General features: G+C 41.1%; 14 protein-coding genes. 3 read left to right on the top strand and 11 right to left on the bottom strand.

Annotated features, from left to right (window positions below):
- Positions 1-60 precede the first annotated feature (60 nt).
- The 6 genes from CRI9333_RS15345 to carA all read right to left on the bottom strand — a co-directional run bounded on the left by CRI9333_RS15345 (position 61) and on the right by carA (position 8,369).
- Positions 61-1,155 carry an RRXRR domain-containing protein gene (locus CRI9333_RS15345; protein ID WP_015204083.1) on the bottom strand — a complete coding sequence of 365 codons (1,095 nt, stop codon included), beginning with the start codon at positions 1,153-1,155 and terminating at the stop codon, positions 61-63.
- Between the two features lie 297 nt (positions 1,156-1,452).
- Positions 1,453-3,444, bottom strand: a complete 1,992-nt coding sequence (gene ltrA, locus CRI9333_RS15340) for a group II intron reverse transcriptase/maturase (protein WP_015203844.1) — start codon at positions 3,442-3,444, stop codon at positions 1,453-1,455.
- 877 nt (positions 3,445-4,321) lie between these two features.
- Positions 4,322-5,422, bottom strand: a complete 1,101-nt coding sequence (gene rlmB / locus CRI9333_RS28370) for a 23S rRNA (guanosine(2251)-2'-O)-methyltransferase RlmB (protein ID WP_390370107.1) — start codon at positions 5,420-5,422, stop codon at positions 4,322-4,324.
- Between the two features lie 476 nt (positions 5,423-5,898).
- Entirely contained in the window at positions 5,899-6,339 is a 441-nt protein-coding gene (locus tag CRI9333_RS15330) for a Mini-ribonuclease 3 (protein ID WP_071881152.1), read from the bottom strand.
- Between the two features lie 278 nt (positions 6,340-6,617).
- Complete coding sequence (locus tag CRI9333_RS15325; protein WP_015204080.1) at positions 6,618-6,968, bottom strand: STAS domain-containing protein; 351 nt, start codon at positions 6,966-6,968, stop codon at positions 6,618-6,620.
- 249 nt (positions 6,969-7,217) lie between these two features.
- Entirely contained in the window at positions 7,218-8,369 is a 1,152-nt protein-coding gene (gene carA, locus CRI9333_RS15320) for a glutamine-hydrolyzing carbamoyl-phosphate synthase small subunit (RefSeq protein WP_015204079.1), read from the bottom strand.
- Positions 8,370-8,563: 194 nt separating this feature from the next.
- On the opposite strand from carA, the gene CRI9333_RS15315 reads away from it, so the two are divergent.
- Positions 8,564-9,511 (top strand): retropepsin-like aspartic protease family protein, encoded by a 948-nt coding sequence (locus CRI9333_RS15315; protein WP_015204078.1) that lies wholly within the window; start codon positions 8,564-8,566, stop codon positions 9,509-9,511.
- 39 nt (positions 9,512-9,550) lie between these two features.
- Positions 9,551-10,030: a DUF29 domain-containing protein gene (locus CRI9333_RS15310; RefSeq protein ID WP_015204077.1), complete on the top strand. Its 480-nt coding sequence runs from the start codon at positions 9,551-9,553 to the stop codon at positions 10,028-10,030.
- A gap of 61 nt (positions 10,031-10,091) precedes the next feature.
- Here the strand turns inward: CRI9333_RS15310 and CRI9333_RS15305 are convergent, their stop codons facing one another.
- From CRI9333_RS15305 to CRI9333_RS15290, 4 genes are all read right to left on the bottom strand, one after another.
- Positions 10,092-10,967: an SDR family oxidoreductase gene (locus tag CRI9333_RS15305; protein ID WP_015204076.1), complete on the bottom strand. Its 876-nt coding sequence runs from the start codon at positions 10,965-10,967 to the stop codon at positions 10,092-10,094.
- A 152-nt stretch (positions 10,968-11,119) separates the two neighbouring features.
- On the bottom strand, positions 11,120-11,950 hold the full coding sequence (gene xth, locus CRI9333_RS15300; protein ID WP_015204075.1) for an exodeoxyribonuclease III: 831 nt from the start codon (positions 11,948-11,950) through the stop codon (positions 11,120-11,122).
- 168 nt (positions 11,951-12,118) lie between these two features.
- Positions 12,119-13,756: an acetolactate synthase large subunit gene (locus tag CRI9333_RS15295; RefSeq protein ID WP_015204074.1), complete on the bottom strand. Its 1,638-nt coding sequence runs from the start codon at positions 13,754-13,756 to the stop codon at positions 12,119-12,121.
- Between the two features lie 100 nt (positions 13,757-13,856).
- Positions 13,857-15,224 (bottom strand): NAD-dependent succinate-semialdehyde dehydrogenase, encoded by a 1,368-nt coding sequence (locus CRI9333_RS15290; protein ID WP_015204073.1) that lies wholly within the window; start codon positions 15,222-15,224, stop codon positions 13,857-13,859.
- A gap of 422 nt (positions 15,225-15,646) precedes the next feature.
- Here CRI9333_RS15290 and CRI9333_RS15285 point away from each other — a divergent pair, with 422 nt between their 5' ends.
- Positions 15,647-16,165 carry a response regulator gene (locus CRI9333_RS15285; protein ID WP_232229336.1) on the top strand — a complete coding sequence of 173 codons (519 nt, stop codon included), beginning with the start codon at positions 15,647-15,649 and terminating at the stop codon, positions 16,163-16,165.
- Here CRI9333_RS15285 and CRI9333_RS15280 read toward each other — a convergent pair.
- On the bottom strand, positions 16,153-16,578 hold the full coding sequence (locus CRI9333_RS15280) for a DUF2294 domain-containing protein (RefSeq protein WP_015204071.1): 426 nt from the start codon (positions 16,576-16,578) through the stop codon (positions 16,153-16,155). The genes CRI9333_RS15285 and CRI9333_RS15280 overlap by 13 nt on opposite strands.
- Positions 16,579-16,949: the final 371 nt, after the last annotated feature.

Raw genomic sequence — 16,949 nt, 5'->3', positions numbered from 1 at the left:
GAAAAACCTGGGTAGAAATCCCGTCCTTAGCCTAGCGCAGGACGGCTTTATATTTTTCTATTAACTGACAATTAAGCCAGTAGAACGTCGGATTAACGTTACTTTACTAGAAGCTATCTGTCCTAATCGTTTCCAATTAGCGTCGCTGACAGATATTTGTTTTTTAGTTTGACCTGACACATAGCCAATTCCTTTTGAAGAATTTACTAAGTCACCTTTTCTTAAACTAAATTCTGTTGTTGTACCGCCGTATTTTCGTCTTATTCCACCTTGATATGGAAGCATTAAATGAAGTTGACGACGACTAATAGGAGGTCTTTTAACTACAACAAAAATAGCCGATGTTAAAGTAACTTTTCCTTGCCATTCGTGACCATGTGAATTAGCGGTATGAAAAGGTAAATAATCTAAAAAGCGAAAACAAGCTAGAGCAATACCGTCGTTGGCATGACTTTTTGGACTTTTTTCAGCTTTATTTTTTGACTTTTCTAATCCTAAATGTTTTCTAAGATTAGATGTCTGCCAACCAAATCGAGTATGGACACGAGCAAATTTAGACAGTTGTTCAATTGCCCATTTTTGTCCTACCATTACGGCTGAAAAACCTGAACCTGATTTAGCTGCTTTTCTACCAGAGGTTAAATCTACATCCGCTTTGATGTATTCAAAGTAAATGTCAGTAATGGGGTAGATTTTACATAGTTCGGAAACTACTCTAATTTCTAGCTGACGATTGGCTTTAATACTTGGCGCTAACTTTGACCTTTTTCGATTAGAAAATCGCTTTTGTCGATGCGCTCTACAGTTAAAAGGAAGTTGACGATTAATCCGTCTCCCTCGTCTTCCACGTCGCATCAGACGACGATTATCCATCCGCTCTTTAACTCGTTTAAAAGGTAACTCTAAATGAGCCGTCCATAGGGTAAAGCGCGAAGATTGAACACCAATTCCAGTAAACAATTTACCTGGATCAATTCCCACAGCGATGGGTTGAGTTTGATTATCAGAAGCAGACTCGATTAACTGGACATAAAATTGTCCCAAGTCGTCAAGTGCGCCAACTGCTTTTCCTTCTTCAATCCACCGTCTAGCACGACTAGATTTAGTCGGCATTAGAGGTAAATTGTTTTTTGATATTACGGGTACTCTTAACATGGAGATAATCCTCAAGAGTAGAGTTTATGTCCCTTCGCCCACCGTTAAAAACATGGCTTGTCTTTAACAACACCTGTACCAATCAGGTTTAGAGAAAATCCAGACTAGGGAAGTATCTGGAAGTCTGTAGCATTTAACGGCTAATTAGGGCTATTCACCTCTTACGTCGCCAGAATTGGTTAGGGTCGAGAGAAGTTATTACTAACCTCCCCCTCCCATCCGAAACCGTGCTTGCGACTTTCACCGCACACGGCTACTCAATGTGTCTCCCGTTGTCAGAGGGACTTCCTATTGACCTTAGTTCAGCAGCACTCGAAAAAGTTTTTCTTCTTCTTCTGTGAGGGTTTCCCCTTTTATGCCTTTCTTCCAAACTTCTGTAAAATCAAGCTTGAATTGTTCCCCAGTTTGTTTAGAACTAGGATTTTCTGAACCGTTCTTTCGTCCTAATATTACTGGAACATCGTCAACCCACTCCCATTCATTTTTATCCCATTGTTGGGCTAATTGTTCAAGGTTTTTGGAGTGTTGTTTCTTCCGAATTTCTATTAGGTCAATAGCGGTCTTTTCGTCGTGGCAGTGCCGATGCAATAGTTGTAGATTCTTCCATTCATCCCTACCGCCAAGGGCTTTAGGTATGATGTGGTCTACTTCTAAGACATCCCAATTCTGAAAGCTTAATCCGCACTTGGTACATTTACCCTTTTGTTGTTTTAACAACTTAGCCTTTCGACTTGACAATTCAGGGTGCGTTCCAACTCTTGAACTCCAATAAACTAGGTCGCCGTCGAACGGGCTTTTATCGCCTTTAACCTTGACGTATTCAGTGCTACTGCTGCCAAATTCAGAATGCGTAAGTAACCGGAGGGGGTTCGCTTTTCCCTCCTTGGTTGCGAATACCCAGTTGTTGTTGCCGATGGTCGTCCAATACTTGCTGCTTGCTTTCTTGGCATTTTTACATCGGCGTTTTGCCCATCTACGAAGTTTCAGGTATGTGAGGTAATCTTGTCGTGATAGTTCTCCGACTGTTTGTGCATCAGAGTTTGAGTAGTAAGAAGTCCATCCCCTTATTACAGGGTTAAGGTCTTTGATTAACGCCGATTGAGGCGATGACCTATGTTTTTTGATGATTCTTCCGATTTCCTCAAGGTGAACCTTACTCGCCTTCTTCGATGGGGTGATGAGAGTATTAAAACCTAATATCCTACCTTTGCTATCCCTCGTACATCGGTATTTACCAGTCGGGTATTGTTGTATGTGGTGTCCGAGGAAATCGAACCCCGCAATACCATCGTCACTCAACTCAGGATTGAGCGAATGACTTAGCCTCGTCTTTTCAGGTTTCAACTGTAAGCCAATATCACTTAACCAATTCGAGATTATATCTCGACATCTCTGGACAACGGTTTTGTTCTGATGGAATATCACAAAATCATCCGCGTACCGGATAACATCGGGTGTTGGGAATTCCTCACCCTTTTTGTGATACCAAGTTTCCCTTCCTGAGTGTGACATTCTAGGGAATTCTTGTTTTATCCTTTCTTCCATTCCGTGAAGGGCAATGTTAGCCAAGAGCGGAGAAATGACTCCACCTTGTGGCGTACCCTCAGATGTAGCAGTAAAGCTTCCTTGGTCTACCACTCCAGATTTCAACCAAGCTTTTATTTGTTGCCTGACCTTACCTTTTGTGTTCAACTTTTGGAGCAGTTTCTCATGGTTGATGCGGTCAAAGCATTTGGCTATATCCGCGTCTAGCACGTATTTAGCCTTTTGCATTATTGCTTTTTTGACTTGATTAACCGCATCGTGACATGACCTTCCTGGTCGAAAACCGTAGCTGTTTGGCTCAAAGAAAGCTTCCCATTCAGGCTCAAGGGTAGCCTTAACTACAGCTTGTAAAGCTCTGTCGTACATAGTGGGAATACCAAGCGGGCGCTTTTCGTCTGTTCCTGGTTTTGGTATCCATACCCGTCTTGTGGGTTTAGACTTGCCAGTTAGCTTTAATTCCCTTACAAGTTTTAGGCGTGCTTCTGGGGACAGTGATTTAACTCCATCCACTCCTGCCGTCTTCTTACCTTGATTTTCTTGTGTTACCCTTCGTACTGATAGAACTCTATTAGACCAAGACCTCATCAGCGTTTTTTGGAGTTTGCGTACAAGTTTGACATTGCCACAACGAGAAGCAGCATAGATACGCTTTTGCAACTTGAAGACGTATCGCTCGACTTTGCGCCAATTGATATCCTTCCATCCCTCAGTATTCAATTGTGAATCTGAATTAGGCTTATACATTGCTACTTGAATCTCTAGCGTTTACACATTGCGATTCACGTCAGCTTATCCAGGCAATTACGCCATCCCTTTTACGGCATTGCCTGTTAATTCAGGCTTGGCATTTGCTTTTTGAACCATCCCACCCTCTAAGTAGCTTCTGGTTGACTACCTACCTTACTAATTGACTTAACAAGGAGCGCACTAGAGGGTTACTTCGTTCCTGACATCCATTGATATGTTCTTTAGGGCGTGTCTCTCCACCGAGGGTCTAGGTGGTGTGCTAACTAGGTCGAACGATACTGTTAGTCCTTACCTTTGTCAGATGTTTCTGACACAGGGGTTGAGTGTTTATAGTACCCATTAGCTTATTTACCCTGTTGGATTGTTACGGTGGCTCATCGACACTTCGTTTGTTCTACCCTTGGAACATTGCTTGCGGTAGATGCTTTCAGCTATTACCATCTGAGCCGCTTTCACCCCCGCTTCATACGTTCGATAGTCATTCTTGCGTATGGGGGCAACCTGTTATTAGGTTGTCTGTGTGCTTTTAACCCCACACCAGGGCAGTAGGACTTGGTGTTTTCTGTATAGAGTTATGATGTCGGTGTAGACTTTCATCTTTTCCTCTTTGTCCCCTAACTGTCTTAGCTTGTGGCTCGGTTAGGTTTCCTCACCTACATGGATATCAAGTTGTCATTAGTAGAGGATTAAAGTGCGAACTCTACCCTGACGGGTTACTCTACTAAAGCTCTCATCCTTGAGTATTACTACCCATTTCAGAGAAACGAATCGCACGTTCTAGCAATCCCCGTCCCTTTCAGGGCGGGGTTAGTGAAATTGGTTTTAGGGGATGCAACGTGGTATTAAAGTAAACTGCATAGATCTTTACAATTTTTTATACTCCGTCATGTTCATTTTTTAAAGTATTTTTTGGCAGAGAATGTATTTGTAGCCGATTTGACCAACGCTGGCGATAAACTTCGTACAAGGACATTGCTGCTGCTACTGAGGCATTTAAACTAGGGGTTTTTCCTTGCAAGGGAATGGAAATTAGGAAGTCACAAGCTTTTTGTGTCAGCAAACCCAATCCTTCACCTTCAGAACCAATTACTAATACTATCGGTCCTGTGAATTCAACTGTGTGTAGTAGTTTACCGGAATTGGCAACAGTGCCATAAATCCAAAATCCTGCTGCTTTTAATTCTTCCAAGGCACGGCTGAGATTGACAACTCTAGCTACTGGAAAAGTTTCTAACGCGCCAGCACCGACTTTCATCACCGTAGAAGTTACACCAGCCGCGCGACGTTGAGGAATTACTAATCCTTGAGCGCCTACAGCTTCGGCTGTGCGAATAATTGCCCCTAAGTTATGGGGATCGCTAATGCTATCTGCTACCAAAATTACAGGTTGCTCACTAACAGCTTTAGCTTGCTCAATTAAATCGGTTAATTCTATGTAATCGTAGGGTGAAACTTGGGCTGCTATCCCTTGGTGATTGCCTCCGTTGGTAATTTGGCTCAAACGTCGAGCCTCTACTTCATCAATCACAGTTCCATTAGCTTTGGCTTGCAATATTAATGAATGGAACTGGGGATCGTAACGTAACTTAGTCAGCAGCCAAATTCTGTTGATTTGTCGCTGATTTTCTAAGGCAGCTAAGACGGGATGACGACCATAAATCATGTCGTTATCTTGTTCGGATACCGTACCCGCAGGTTCAAGCACGTCTTGGTCGAAACTTACAGGATTCTCAATTTTACGCTTGATATAATCCCGTTTATTGCTCAGTTCATTTTCATCCCTAGAGTATGCTGGGGCAGATTTAGCACTGTCACGGCGACCAAAGGGTGGCTTACCTGGTTTGTCAAAAGTACGTTTTTTCCTGTAATCAGTGTCAGTATCGTTTTTATAGCCAGACGCGGGTTTAGTGCGATCGCCACGTCCACGAACTGGTTTGACATCAGGAGAGAAACTTTCTTCTTGATATCTCGACACAGGCTTACTGCGATCGCCACGTGAGCGAACTGGTTTGACATCAGGAGAGAAGCTTTCGTCTTGATATCTCGACACAGGCTTACTGCGATCGCCACGTGAGCGAACTGGTTTGACATCAGGAGAGAAACTTTCGTCTTGATATCTCGACACAGGCTTACTGCGATCGCCACGCGCTCTAACTGGCTTAACATCAGGAGAAAAACTTTCGTCTTGATATCTAGACACAGGCTTACTGCGATCGCCACGCGCTCTAACTGGTTTGACATCAGGAGAGAAGCTTTCGTCTTGATATCTCGACGCAGGTTTACTACGTTCACTGCGAATGCGAACTGGTTTACCTTTACTGGGTTTACCCGCAGAAGGCAAGCCAGAGTCGTCTTGATATCTAGACACAGGTTTACTGCGATCGCCACGTGAGCGAACTGGCTTACCTTTACTGGGTTTACCCACAGGAGGCAACCGACGGTCTTTATTACTCATGTTTTAATACTTGCTGTTGCTGGGTTGGAATCTAGTTGTAACAGTGCTAATAGCTCAGTTAAACGCTGGGTATCAGTTAGGTAAAGATAACCTACTAACGCCTCAAAACTGGTAGCTTGCTGATAAATTTTGGGATCAAGTCGCTTAGGACATCCACTGGCTGCGTTACGACCACGACGGACAATATCTAATTCTTTTGTAGTAAGGTGAGGTTCAAGCGATCGCAAATGATCTGCTTGGGTTTCGGCTCGTACTTGAGACACTACTTGATGATGATAGCTTTGCGATCGCTTCGGTGGCAGCAAATAACAGGTGCGGATATACAATTCGTAAACAGCATCTCCCAAATATGCTAACGCAGTTGGTGAAAGCTGCTGTATTTGGGGCAATGAATCACTGCTTGCACTTAGCCCATTAAAACCTAATTCCGCCCACAAGAGCGTTGATTTAGTTGCTGGGTCATTTGAAGATCCGCCCTCCTGTAAATTCAACCTTTTGCCCTACCTTACATATCTAAAATTTTAGCGTTGCCTGCTGCTAAGAGCCTATCCGAAAAGTTTTTTTAAGAGTATTTAACCGCAGATAAACGCAGATAAACGCAGATGTTTAAGAGTGATTATCTATTTTGAAAGATAGGTTCTAAGTGCAGGTAAAAAGCCGAATAAACAAGCTATCCAGTTACAACTGGATAGCTTGACTATCTATAACCGATTTTTTAAGTCTGCGCGATCTTCTCTAGAGCGGTTTCAACTGAAGGCTGCAATGAGAGAAACTGTTCTAAGCGAACCAGCTTAACCGTCTGCGTCACGCGGGCATTGCTGACTATTTGCAAACTTCCCTCGACACTTTGCGCCTTTTTTACTAGCTGCACTAGAGCGCCCAAACCTGAGCTATCAACAAAATCTATCTTAGAAAGATCCAAGACAATATGCTTCGGACCATCCTCAATATACTTGCCGACCACCTTCCGAAATGTAGGCTCACTGAAGGCATCTAACAAGCCCGTGAGGCGGAATAACTGATAATTTTCCTTAACTTCGTGTGTGCCTCTTAAGCTGACGGTCAAGGTTAGTGGTTCAGGAATAATGCCCTCCTAGCTGTATCTTTTGAACGTCAAGGCTCTAGGATACTGTGGATCAAGTTCCAAATCTGATCAGGTATCAACTTGTTTTGGCATGGCAAGCAAAAGCCCAATAAGCGCCAAAACTATAAACACACTATCCTGTTGCCCAAAGTGTTAGGGAAGCATTTTAGCACATAATGACCATTATTGATGTATTTAAAAGTATAGTTGGGGAAAGTGGGAATTTGGTTTTTATTTTTGAGCTTGGCGATGCTCGCGCATTGTTTGGATAAACTGCCCAAACAAGTAGTCCGCATCGTGAGGACCAGGACTAGCTTCTGGATGGTACTGTACAGAAAAGAATGGTAAGGACTTGTGCCGTAAGCCAGCGACGGTGTGATCGTTGAGGTTAAGGTGGGTAATTTCTACATTTTTATCTAAGGACTCGGCAGTTATAGCAAAACCGTGATTTTGGCTAGTAATTTCCACCTGTTGTTTCAAACCCGCAGGGTGATTTAAGCCGCGATGACCAAATTTCATCTTGAAAGTTTCAGCACCTAAAGATAAGCCGAGAATCTGATGACCCATGCAAATACCAAAAACAGGTTTATCACTATCTAGTAATGCTTTAGTAGTTGCAATTCCTTCTGTAACTGCGGATGGGTCGCCTGGACCATTAGAAAGAAAAATTCCGTCTGGGTTATATTTGGCAATCTCATCCGCTTGAGTATCTGCGGGAACAACGATCACGCGACAACCATAACTGGCAAGACGGCGCAAGATGTTACGTTTAATCCCAAAATCAAGTGCTACAACTGTGAAACTTTCTGTCTGTTCAGTACTATTAATAGGTCTGAATTCCCAAACAGTTTCAGTGGGATCTGACCATTCATAAACTTCTTTAGTCGTAACTTGTTGAACGAGATTTAACCCTGCCATACTGGGGGCAGACTGCACCTGTTGTAGTAATTCAGCCGGATCAAGAATTTCATTGGAAATAGCACCATTCATCGCTCCCACAGAGCGAAGTTTACGAGTTAGCGCCCTAGTATCAATACCGTAAATCCCTGGAATATTGTGTTTTTTTAGGTAGTCTGGTAAAGACTGAGTTGAGCGCCAATTACTGGGTCGATTACAGATATTACGAGCTATAGCACCGCGCACTTGCGGTTTACTAGATTCTTCGTCTTCTGGGTTAACTCCGGTGTTGCCTAATTCAGGATAAGTAAATGTGACAATTTGACCACAATAGCTTGGGTCTGTCAGCACTTCTTGATATCCTGTCATTCCGGTATTAAATACTACTTCTCCAATAGTTGTGCCAGAAGCACCAAAAGACCAACCTTTGAAGGTTGTACCATCTGCAAGTACGAGGATAGCTGGTTGAGGGGCAGAAACGGGCATAGAAACAGAAGGTAAGCTAAGTTGCGTCGCTGATATTAGCACAACTAAATTAAGCTAGTTGTGTTTATTGCTGACAAATGCGATCGCATTTGTAAAAATTATCCAACACCAAGCCTAGAGGTCTTGTCTCTCGTGCAAATACTAACTGCTGACTGCTAATTGCTACAGTGAAAGTTGACACCAACAGTAAAGTCATGCTATCTAGACAAAACCCTTCAGCGACGATCCTGCTACTGGCAAGCACACTAGCATTGGTCAGTGTTGCTTGTAGCGATGTCAATCCTTTAGATAGTTCTAGTGAATCAGTTAAGCGTGTCTCTGACTCAACCAACAGCACTACTGCGCCACGCAATACCCCTAAGTTTGTTGATCCAACAGCAGTAAGCCCTTCCAACGTTAACCTCGGAAATCCCTACGAATGGGCAATGCGGGCGGCTCAAAGCGCAACTACGATTAGTCAATCAGCACAGTCAATAGATGATTGGAATTTAGCTATTAATCATTGGTTAGAAGCAATTGATTTTTTGAAAACTGTGCCAACTGATAGTCCTTATTATGCGATCGCCAACAACAAAATAGCCGAGTACCAGCATCAACTAATCTCTGCCCAACAGCAAGTAATCCGCTTAAGCCAAAAATATAACTCCGCCGATCAAGTGGCGCTATCTCCAAATACTACAGAAAATCCATTAAATCCTACCGCCCCTGAAAATATCACCCAGTTAGAGTTAGGGCAACCCAAAAATCAATCAAAATCAATATCTTCTAATCTCAAAGTATTTACTGTCCCCATCAAAAGAAGAGCCTCTGGCACTCCTGTAATTGATGTTACTTTTAACGGCTTACATACTTTTGAGATGGTGATGGATACAGGTGCTAGTACAACCGTGATCACTCCAACAATGGCAGATCAAATTGGTGTCAAAGTTGAGGAGATAGTTATGGCAGATACAGCCAGCGAGAAAAGAGTACAATTTGGTGCAGGTAAGGTAAAATCAATTGCTGTTGAGGGTGCTGTCGCTAAAAATATTAAAGTTGCGATCGCTAATTCAGGTTTAGAAGTAGGATTGCTAGGACAAGACTTTTTGAGTAAATATGATGTTTTGATGAAGCGAGATGTAATTGAATTTCATCGCCGTTGAAACAATTAACAATAGCCAGGAAATAGGGGAGGTTGACCCATGACCACTGACCTAAAACTTACGCCACCACAAAATCTTTATAAACAGGATTATTATATGTGGTTAAATATTACAGCCCAACAACTACGCGATCGTCAATTTGATGACGTAGATTTGGATAATTTAATAGAAGAACTTGAGGCGATGAGCGGTAGCCAACGACGGGAACTTAAAAACCGATTAATTATTTTGTTGATGCACCTGCTCAAATATCAATATCAACCCTCAAGACGCTCCTCAAGTTGGGTGCGTACAATTTGGGAACAGTTTTATCAAATTGAATCTTTGTTAGAAGATAGCCCTAGCCTCAAGCCTTACTATGAAGAAATATTTAATGATTGCTACTTAAAAGCTATCCCCGCCGCTAGTTCTGAAACCAAGCTACCTATCAAAACTTTTCCTTCTCTATCTCCATTTTTTCCTCAAGACGTGACTAATCCTGATTTCATTTACTCCCTGGTTAATCAAGAGGAAATTTAAGCTTAACTTATTGTGTCTGCGTAAGTCCTGGGTAAGCTTTTCAATGACCAATGACCGCTACTTAACTGCCAAAATATCTTCGCAAATAGGATTCTAAAGATTCCATTGTGATCTTAAAAGTTGATTCTAAACGTTCAACCTGATCCCGTGTACAAAAAAATTCATTATCCAACAAAGTCCGCAGCGTACCAAGAGCATTTTGTGCATTAGGATTAAACAATCCTAGCGCACTACGCACACCATCAAACACTAACAATGGTGGGTTAATAACAATTGGTTCTTTATTGAAAATACGACCAAAGATGCGCGGAATATCTTGGCGCTGTAAAATATCTGATCCACCCACAGAGAAAATTTGATTTTTTGCTTCTTCAATATTGACTGAATCTATAGCAATCTTAGCTAAATCATCCGTACTTACAATAGAAGTACGGCTTTTAGGATCTCCAATTAGTAAGTAAACCCCAGTTTGCCGGAATCTTTCTGCTAGGGGTAACAAATTCGACGCAAAACCTGAAGGACGCAGAATAGTATAATTTAAACCACTCGCTTGCAAATATTTTTCTACTTCCCGCTTTGCCTTAAATACTGGCGCGTCTTCGTAACCTCGGTCAACTCCCAATACAGAAATAAATACAAAGTGTTGCACACCAGCAGCTTTTGCTTGATCGATTAGTTCAATATTGGCACGATAATCTAACCCCTGGGCATTACCTCCAGAACCGTGTGCGCTAATGATATACTGCACACCTTGACAGGCTTTTTGAAGATCCTTATCTTGTTGCAAATCACCAATAAAAATTTGAGAACCCCGTTGTTCTAATTCTGAATATCGGGATGTGAGGCGCACAAATGACCGCACACTCATATCGCGTTCCCGTAACAGTTGCACAATCCTACGTCCTAGTCCTCCTGTTGCTCCAGTTACTAAAAACATTACAAAAATCCCTTAATTTTGACTTGCTTTTAACAATTTATCAAATTTTATTAATTCATCAATCTCTCCTAGGAAGGTTTTTTAGTTATTAGTTTTTAAACTATAACATTTACTCATAAAACTTCTAATTTTTGACAAATGACACCTTTATACTATTTTGATAAACTAACAATTACTGGAGTATGATCGCTAGGTTGCGTAAGTTTTCTAGGAGCTACATCAATTGTGCAACTAATTGATTTTTTGTAGAGAGCAGGTGTTAAGTAGTGATGGTCAATACGCCAACCCCTATTATGGCGAAAACCACCTGTGCGATAATCCCACCAAGTATAGTTTCCTGTTTCTTGGTTAAATTTCCGAAACGCATCAGCAAAACCTAACTCTAAAATTGCGATTAAAGCTTGGCGTTCTAATTCAGATGCCATAATCCTACCTTTATATGGGGCTGGATCATGGATATCTTTATCTTCCGGGGCAATATTAAAGTCACCACAAATACATATTTCAATACCTTCCCTCTCCACTTGTTCACCTGGTACGGCTAAGGTTTTATTTGTTAGTAGCGTTTGCAGGTATTCGCGCAAAACTTTTAGCCACCGTAGCTTGTATTCATATTTCTCACTACCTACCGCCGAACCATTGGGAACGTAAAGGTTAATAATACGAATACCATCAATTACACCAGTAATGACGCGCTTTTGTTCATCTAAATCACCAACTACGTCTTCACCTAAAATTGCTGTAAACCCGGTACTAACATCTGTTAAAGGTGGGCGACTGATGATAGCAACACCATTATAAGATTTTTGCCCTGAAGTGTAGACGTGATAGCCTAATTCTTCAAGTAAAGTACGAGGAAACTTATCATCTACAACTTTAGTTTCCTGTAGACACAAAGCATCTACAGGGTTATCTTGCAACCACTGCACAACATGGTCTAAACGAGTGCGAATTGAATTAACATTCCAAGTAGCAATTTGCATAATTAGCTTTCAGTGTTCAGCAATCAGCAGTCAGCAAGAAAAACTATAGACTTTCAATGCCAAAATGTCAAAAGTGTAAAATTGAAAAAGCTAATAAAATGCAAATCTCCCCCTCCCCGCGAATTCGGGGAGGGGGTTGGGGGGTGGGGTAATGCGTTTAATTAATAGCTAAATCGTACAATTCAATTCTCCAGCTTTTTGAGTAAACAGCAGGTTTTCACGATAATCTACCCGACAATCAATTACTGAAGGTACAGGTTGAGCTAAAGCGGTTTTTAGGATAGGGATAAAATCAGCAGTTGATTCAACTCGGTATCCTTTTAAACCCATACTTTCTGCTAATTTAACAAAGTCAGGATTGCCAAATTTAATAAAAGCTGATTCACCAAATTGATTTTGTTGTTTCCACTCAATTAAGCCATATCCACCATCATTAAAAATAATCGTAACAAATGCAGTGCCAATTCTCAAAGCTGTTTCTAATTCTTGGCAATTCATCATAAAACCGCCATCACCAGTAACAGCAACTACCTGTTGTTGTGGCGCAACTAATTTAGCTGCGATCGCACCTGGAATTGCAAACCCCATCGCCGCAAACCCGTTAGATATCAGACAAGTATTTGGGCGATCGCAATGATAATGCCGCGCCATCCACATCTTATGAGCGCCAACATCACTAATCACAATATCATCGGCTTGCATTACTTGTCGCAGATCATATATTAATTTTTGTGGCTTAATTGGAAACTCTTGATCGTTAGCATACTGCTCATAATCGGCGCGAATATCATCCCGTAAATGTAATGCGCCAGGTGATGCTTTATTACTACGATCTGCACGTTGTAAAATTTCATTAAGTGAATCTGAAATATCACCCACTACTTCCACAATTGGAATATAACTGCTATCAATTTCCGCAGGAGTTGCCCCAACATGAATTATCTGAACTTTCCCATCAGGATTCCATTTCTTAGGCGAATATTCAACTAAGTCATAACCAATAGCAATTACTAAATCAGTTTCCTCGAAACCGCAACTAATATAATCCCGTGATTGCAAACCAACTGTCCACAACGCCAAAGGATGTGTATAAGGAATTACCCCTTTACCCATAAATGTATTTGCCACAGGGATATTTAACTTTGTAGCAAATTCAGTTAAAGCAACGCTGGCATTAGCACGAATCGTACCATTTCCACCTAAAATTATCGGATTTTTAGCTTGAGAAATTATTTTTGCTGCCTGATCAATACTGCGAAATGAAGCATAAGTTTTTTCTAAATCACCCTTACTTAAAGGTTCACCAGTCACAGACATCGCAGCAATATTTTCTGGTAAATCTATATGTACTGCACCTGGCTTTTCTGTTTGAGCTACTTTAAAGGCTTTGCGAACAACTTCTGGCGCAATACCAGGTCTAACAATCTGTTTATTCCATTTAGTAACTGGCGCAAACATTGCCACCAAATCTAAATATTGGTGTGATTCGATGTGCATCCTATCTGTGCCAACTTGCCCAGTAATTGCTACTAAAGGTGCGCCATCTAAATTAGCATCTGCAACTCCTGTCATTAAGTTTGTAGCACCAGGACCTAAAGTAGAAAGGCATACTCCAGCTTGTCCTGTTAAGCGACCATAAACATCAGCCATGAAAGCTGCACCTTGTTCATGGCGAGTAGTAATAAATTGAATTGAAGAATTTTTTAAGGCTTCTAGTACGTGCAAATTTTCTTCACCAGGAAGCCCAAAAATGTAACGTACTCCTTCATTTTCTAAGCAGCGTACTAATAGTTCAGCAGTGTTCATAATTGTAGGGGGAGGGAGTGGCAACGGATTTTGTAACGGATTTAACGGATAAGTTGTGGGTAGGTGGCATCCAGTTTAGGAGATTGAAATATAATACTGGTCACTTAATCCAAATTGTTTTAATATTCACAAACTCGTGAATACCTTGGATACCAAGTTCGCGCCCATATCCAGATCGTTTAATTCCACCAAAAGGTAAGCGTGGATCGGATTTAACTAAGCCGTTGATAAATACTGCGCCCGCTTCTATTTCATTAATTAAGCGATCGCATTCTTCTTGATCTGTTGTCCAAGCACTTGCACCTAACCCAAATGGTATTGCATTTGCTCTTTGAATCGCTTCATCAATATTGGCAACTCTAAATAACAGCGCAACTGGACCAAAAAATTCTTGATCATCTGCGGGTGTGCCTGGGGGGAAATCTGCTAAAATTGTTGCCGGATAATAGTTACCTGGACGATCAGATAAAGCTTTTCCGCCAGTTAGTACTTTTGCACCTTGACTAACGCATTCTTGGACTAAATTATCTAAATCATCCAAAATTCTAGGCGTTGCTAAAGGACCTAAATCTGTTTCTGGATTGCTGGGATCGCCAATTTTTAAAGCTTGGAATTTTTCTACTAAACGTTGTTGAAATTCATCTGCGATCGCATCTACCACAATAAACCGTTTAGCAGCAATACAAGATTGACCATTATTTAACATTCTTGCTGCTACTGCTGTACTAACAGCAGTTTCTAAATCCGCACTTTCTAAAACAATAAAGGGATCGCTTCCCCCCAATTCCAAAACAGTTTTCTTAATATGCTTACCTGCTGCTTCAGCCAAACTCGCACCTGCTGCTTCACTTCCGGTTAATGTTGCAGCTTTCACCCTTTCATCTGCAACTATCCCCGCAACTTTATCTGCACCTACTAGCAAAGTTTGGAATACTCCCACAGGAAAACCCGCCTGTAGAAAAATTTCCTCTATTGCTAAAGCGCACTGGGGTACATTAGAAGCGTGTTTCAGTATTCCCACATTACCTGCCATTAACCCAGGTGCAGCAAAGCGAAATACTTGCCAGAAAGGAAAATTCCAAGGCATCACTGCCAAAATTATCCCCAAAGGTTGATAACGTACAAAACTATTACTAGCATCAGTTTCAACTGCTACATCTGCGAGAAACTTAGCTGCGTTTTCTGCGTAGTAGCGACATACAGCAGCACATTTATCTATTTCTGCGATCGCACCTTTGATCGGCTTACCCATTTCTAGGGTCATAATTGCAGCCATGCGATCGCGTTGCGCCTCTAAAATTTCCGCCGCCTTATTCATCCACTTTGCTTTTTCAGCTATGGATATCTTACGGTAATCCTCAAACGCTTGCTGCGCCTGTCCTAGCTTGGCTGCAATTTCCACATCCGTCAAAGGCTCAAAAGTTTTGAGCGTTTCCCCTGTGGCTGGGTTGATCGTAGCGATTCCCATTTATTAGCCCTCCAATCTCTAATTAGCTGGAGTAGCAATTAGACATTGCGATAAATTAAAGATGCGTTATTCCTCAACCCTTGTAGAGAAGCGCCAAGGCGCGTTTCTACAGATAGCTGTTCAATGATTCCAGGTAAATAACTCTACTTCTGCGCTCAACTTCAATGCCTGTAGGTTTTGCCAACTTATATCAGCTACCTTGCTACTCCCAGCATTAAATATCTATTTTAATCTTACCATAATAAAAAATCTATCTAAAGTAGCACAAAATTACAATCCTTGTAATTTCTTAATAAATTCTTTTGTTTTTTAAATTTTTTAGGTATGATTGAAAAAATCATATTCCCATTAGCTTGCTTATTTTTCTGTTTATAAAAAATAAGCTAACCTTGGGCATAACTATGAGCCAATCCTGATTACAAGTGCCATCTTGCCGCTTGAGGAGTGCCTGCATAGATATTGCAGTGACGCTGACATTAGTACCACATTCGGTAGAAAATAGAATGGATACATTACAACAATCCGTCCATAGCGAACCAACTTATATGGTCACTAAAGGCATAGGTTGTTTGAAGAAAACACCCTTAATCTTGGCAGTAGACGATGATGAAGACAACTTGTTGCTACTGACATACACATTAGAACCACTGAATTGTTCAGTGATCACTGCTGTAGATGGTCAGACGGCTCTTAATAAGGCACGTAGCGAACAGCCAGATTTAATATTATTGGATATTATGTTGTATCCAATAGATGGTATTCAAATAGTTTCTGAATTAAAGCAAGATCCCAACACTAAGGATATTCCAGTTGTTGCAGTTACAGCCTTAGCAAGATCAGACGACCGAGAAAGAATTCTGACGGCTGGATGTAACGACTATATTAGTAAGCCCTATATGTTGGATGAAATGGAAGCAATAATCCGTCGCTACCTCTGTTGAATACTATCTGAGGATACCGTGACAGATTTAGCGGCAATTCCACTCTGAGGCGCACTAGCTAAGATAACAATCAGCCCAGTACGATTAGTTTCTAAGGTAGCATCGCTCAGTAAATCAATAACGGCTACACCCAGAACATCTTCAATTACTTGTTGCATCTCAGTTTGAATTACTTTGTTCAAATCTAAGCGTACTTGTTGGGCTAACTCAGAATGACCTTTGTTAAGTAATATTTTTTCTGGTTGCGTGAGACACCCATCAATCACAATTGCAAGCTGCTCATTAAACAACTCGCAACTCACATGACTAGGTTGATGCTCAAGTTTTTGACTGTACAAAGCTTGGATTCGCTGGGAAAGTACTTCCTCTAGTTGTTCACGAGCTTTTGTTGGGAGTGACCTATTTATAGGCATATAACTATAACCACATAAGAATTCGACACTATTTCTAATAGTCTAAGTTCATCCTATCAATTACAAAAACCTGAATTTTACTGCCTAAAGGTATATAAAAGCCAGGTTAATGCGGGCGCGTTTAGTTGTAAAACAGCGCCAATCTCAAGTTCCACTTAAGATCCTTCAGTTTTTTTTTTAATTAAGTATATAAAATGACATTTTTCGGAGTTTTAGTTTGAAATAATGAGTTTGTCTATAGTAGATTTTTCGGGAAATTAATGAATTCTTAAAACTAATTTAATTATTGGTTGAGTTCATCTATATCAGTTGTACATAGCTATAAAATCAAGTAACCTCTATCTTGAGGTGTATAGGTGTATTCCAAATTT

This window comes from Crinalium epipsammum PCC 9333, from assembly GCF_000317495.1.
In the GTDB taxonomy this organism is placed as follows: domain Bacteria; phylum Cyanobacteriota; class Cyanobacteriia; order Cyanobacteriales; family PCC-9333; genus Crinalium; species Crinalium epipsammum.
This window is presented reverse-complemented; position numbering and strand designations above follow the sequence as displayed.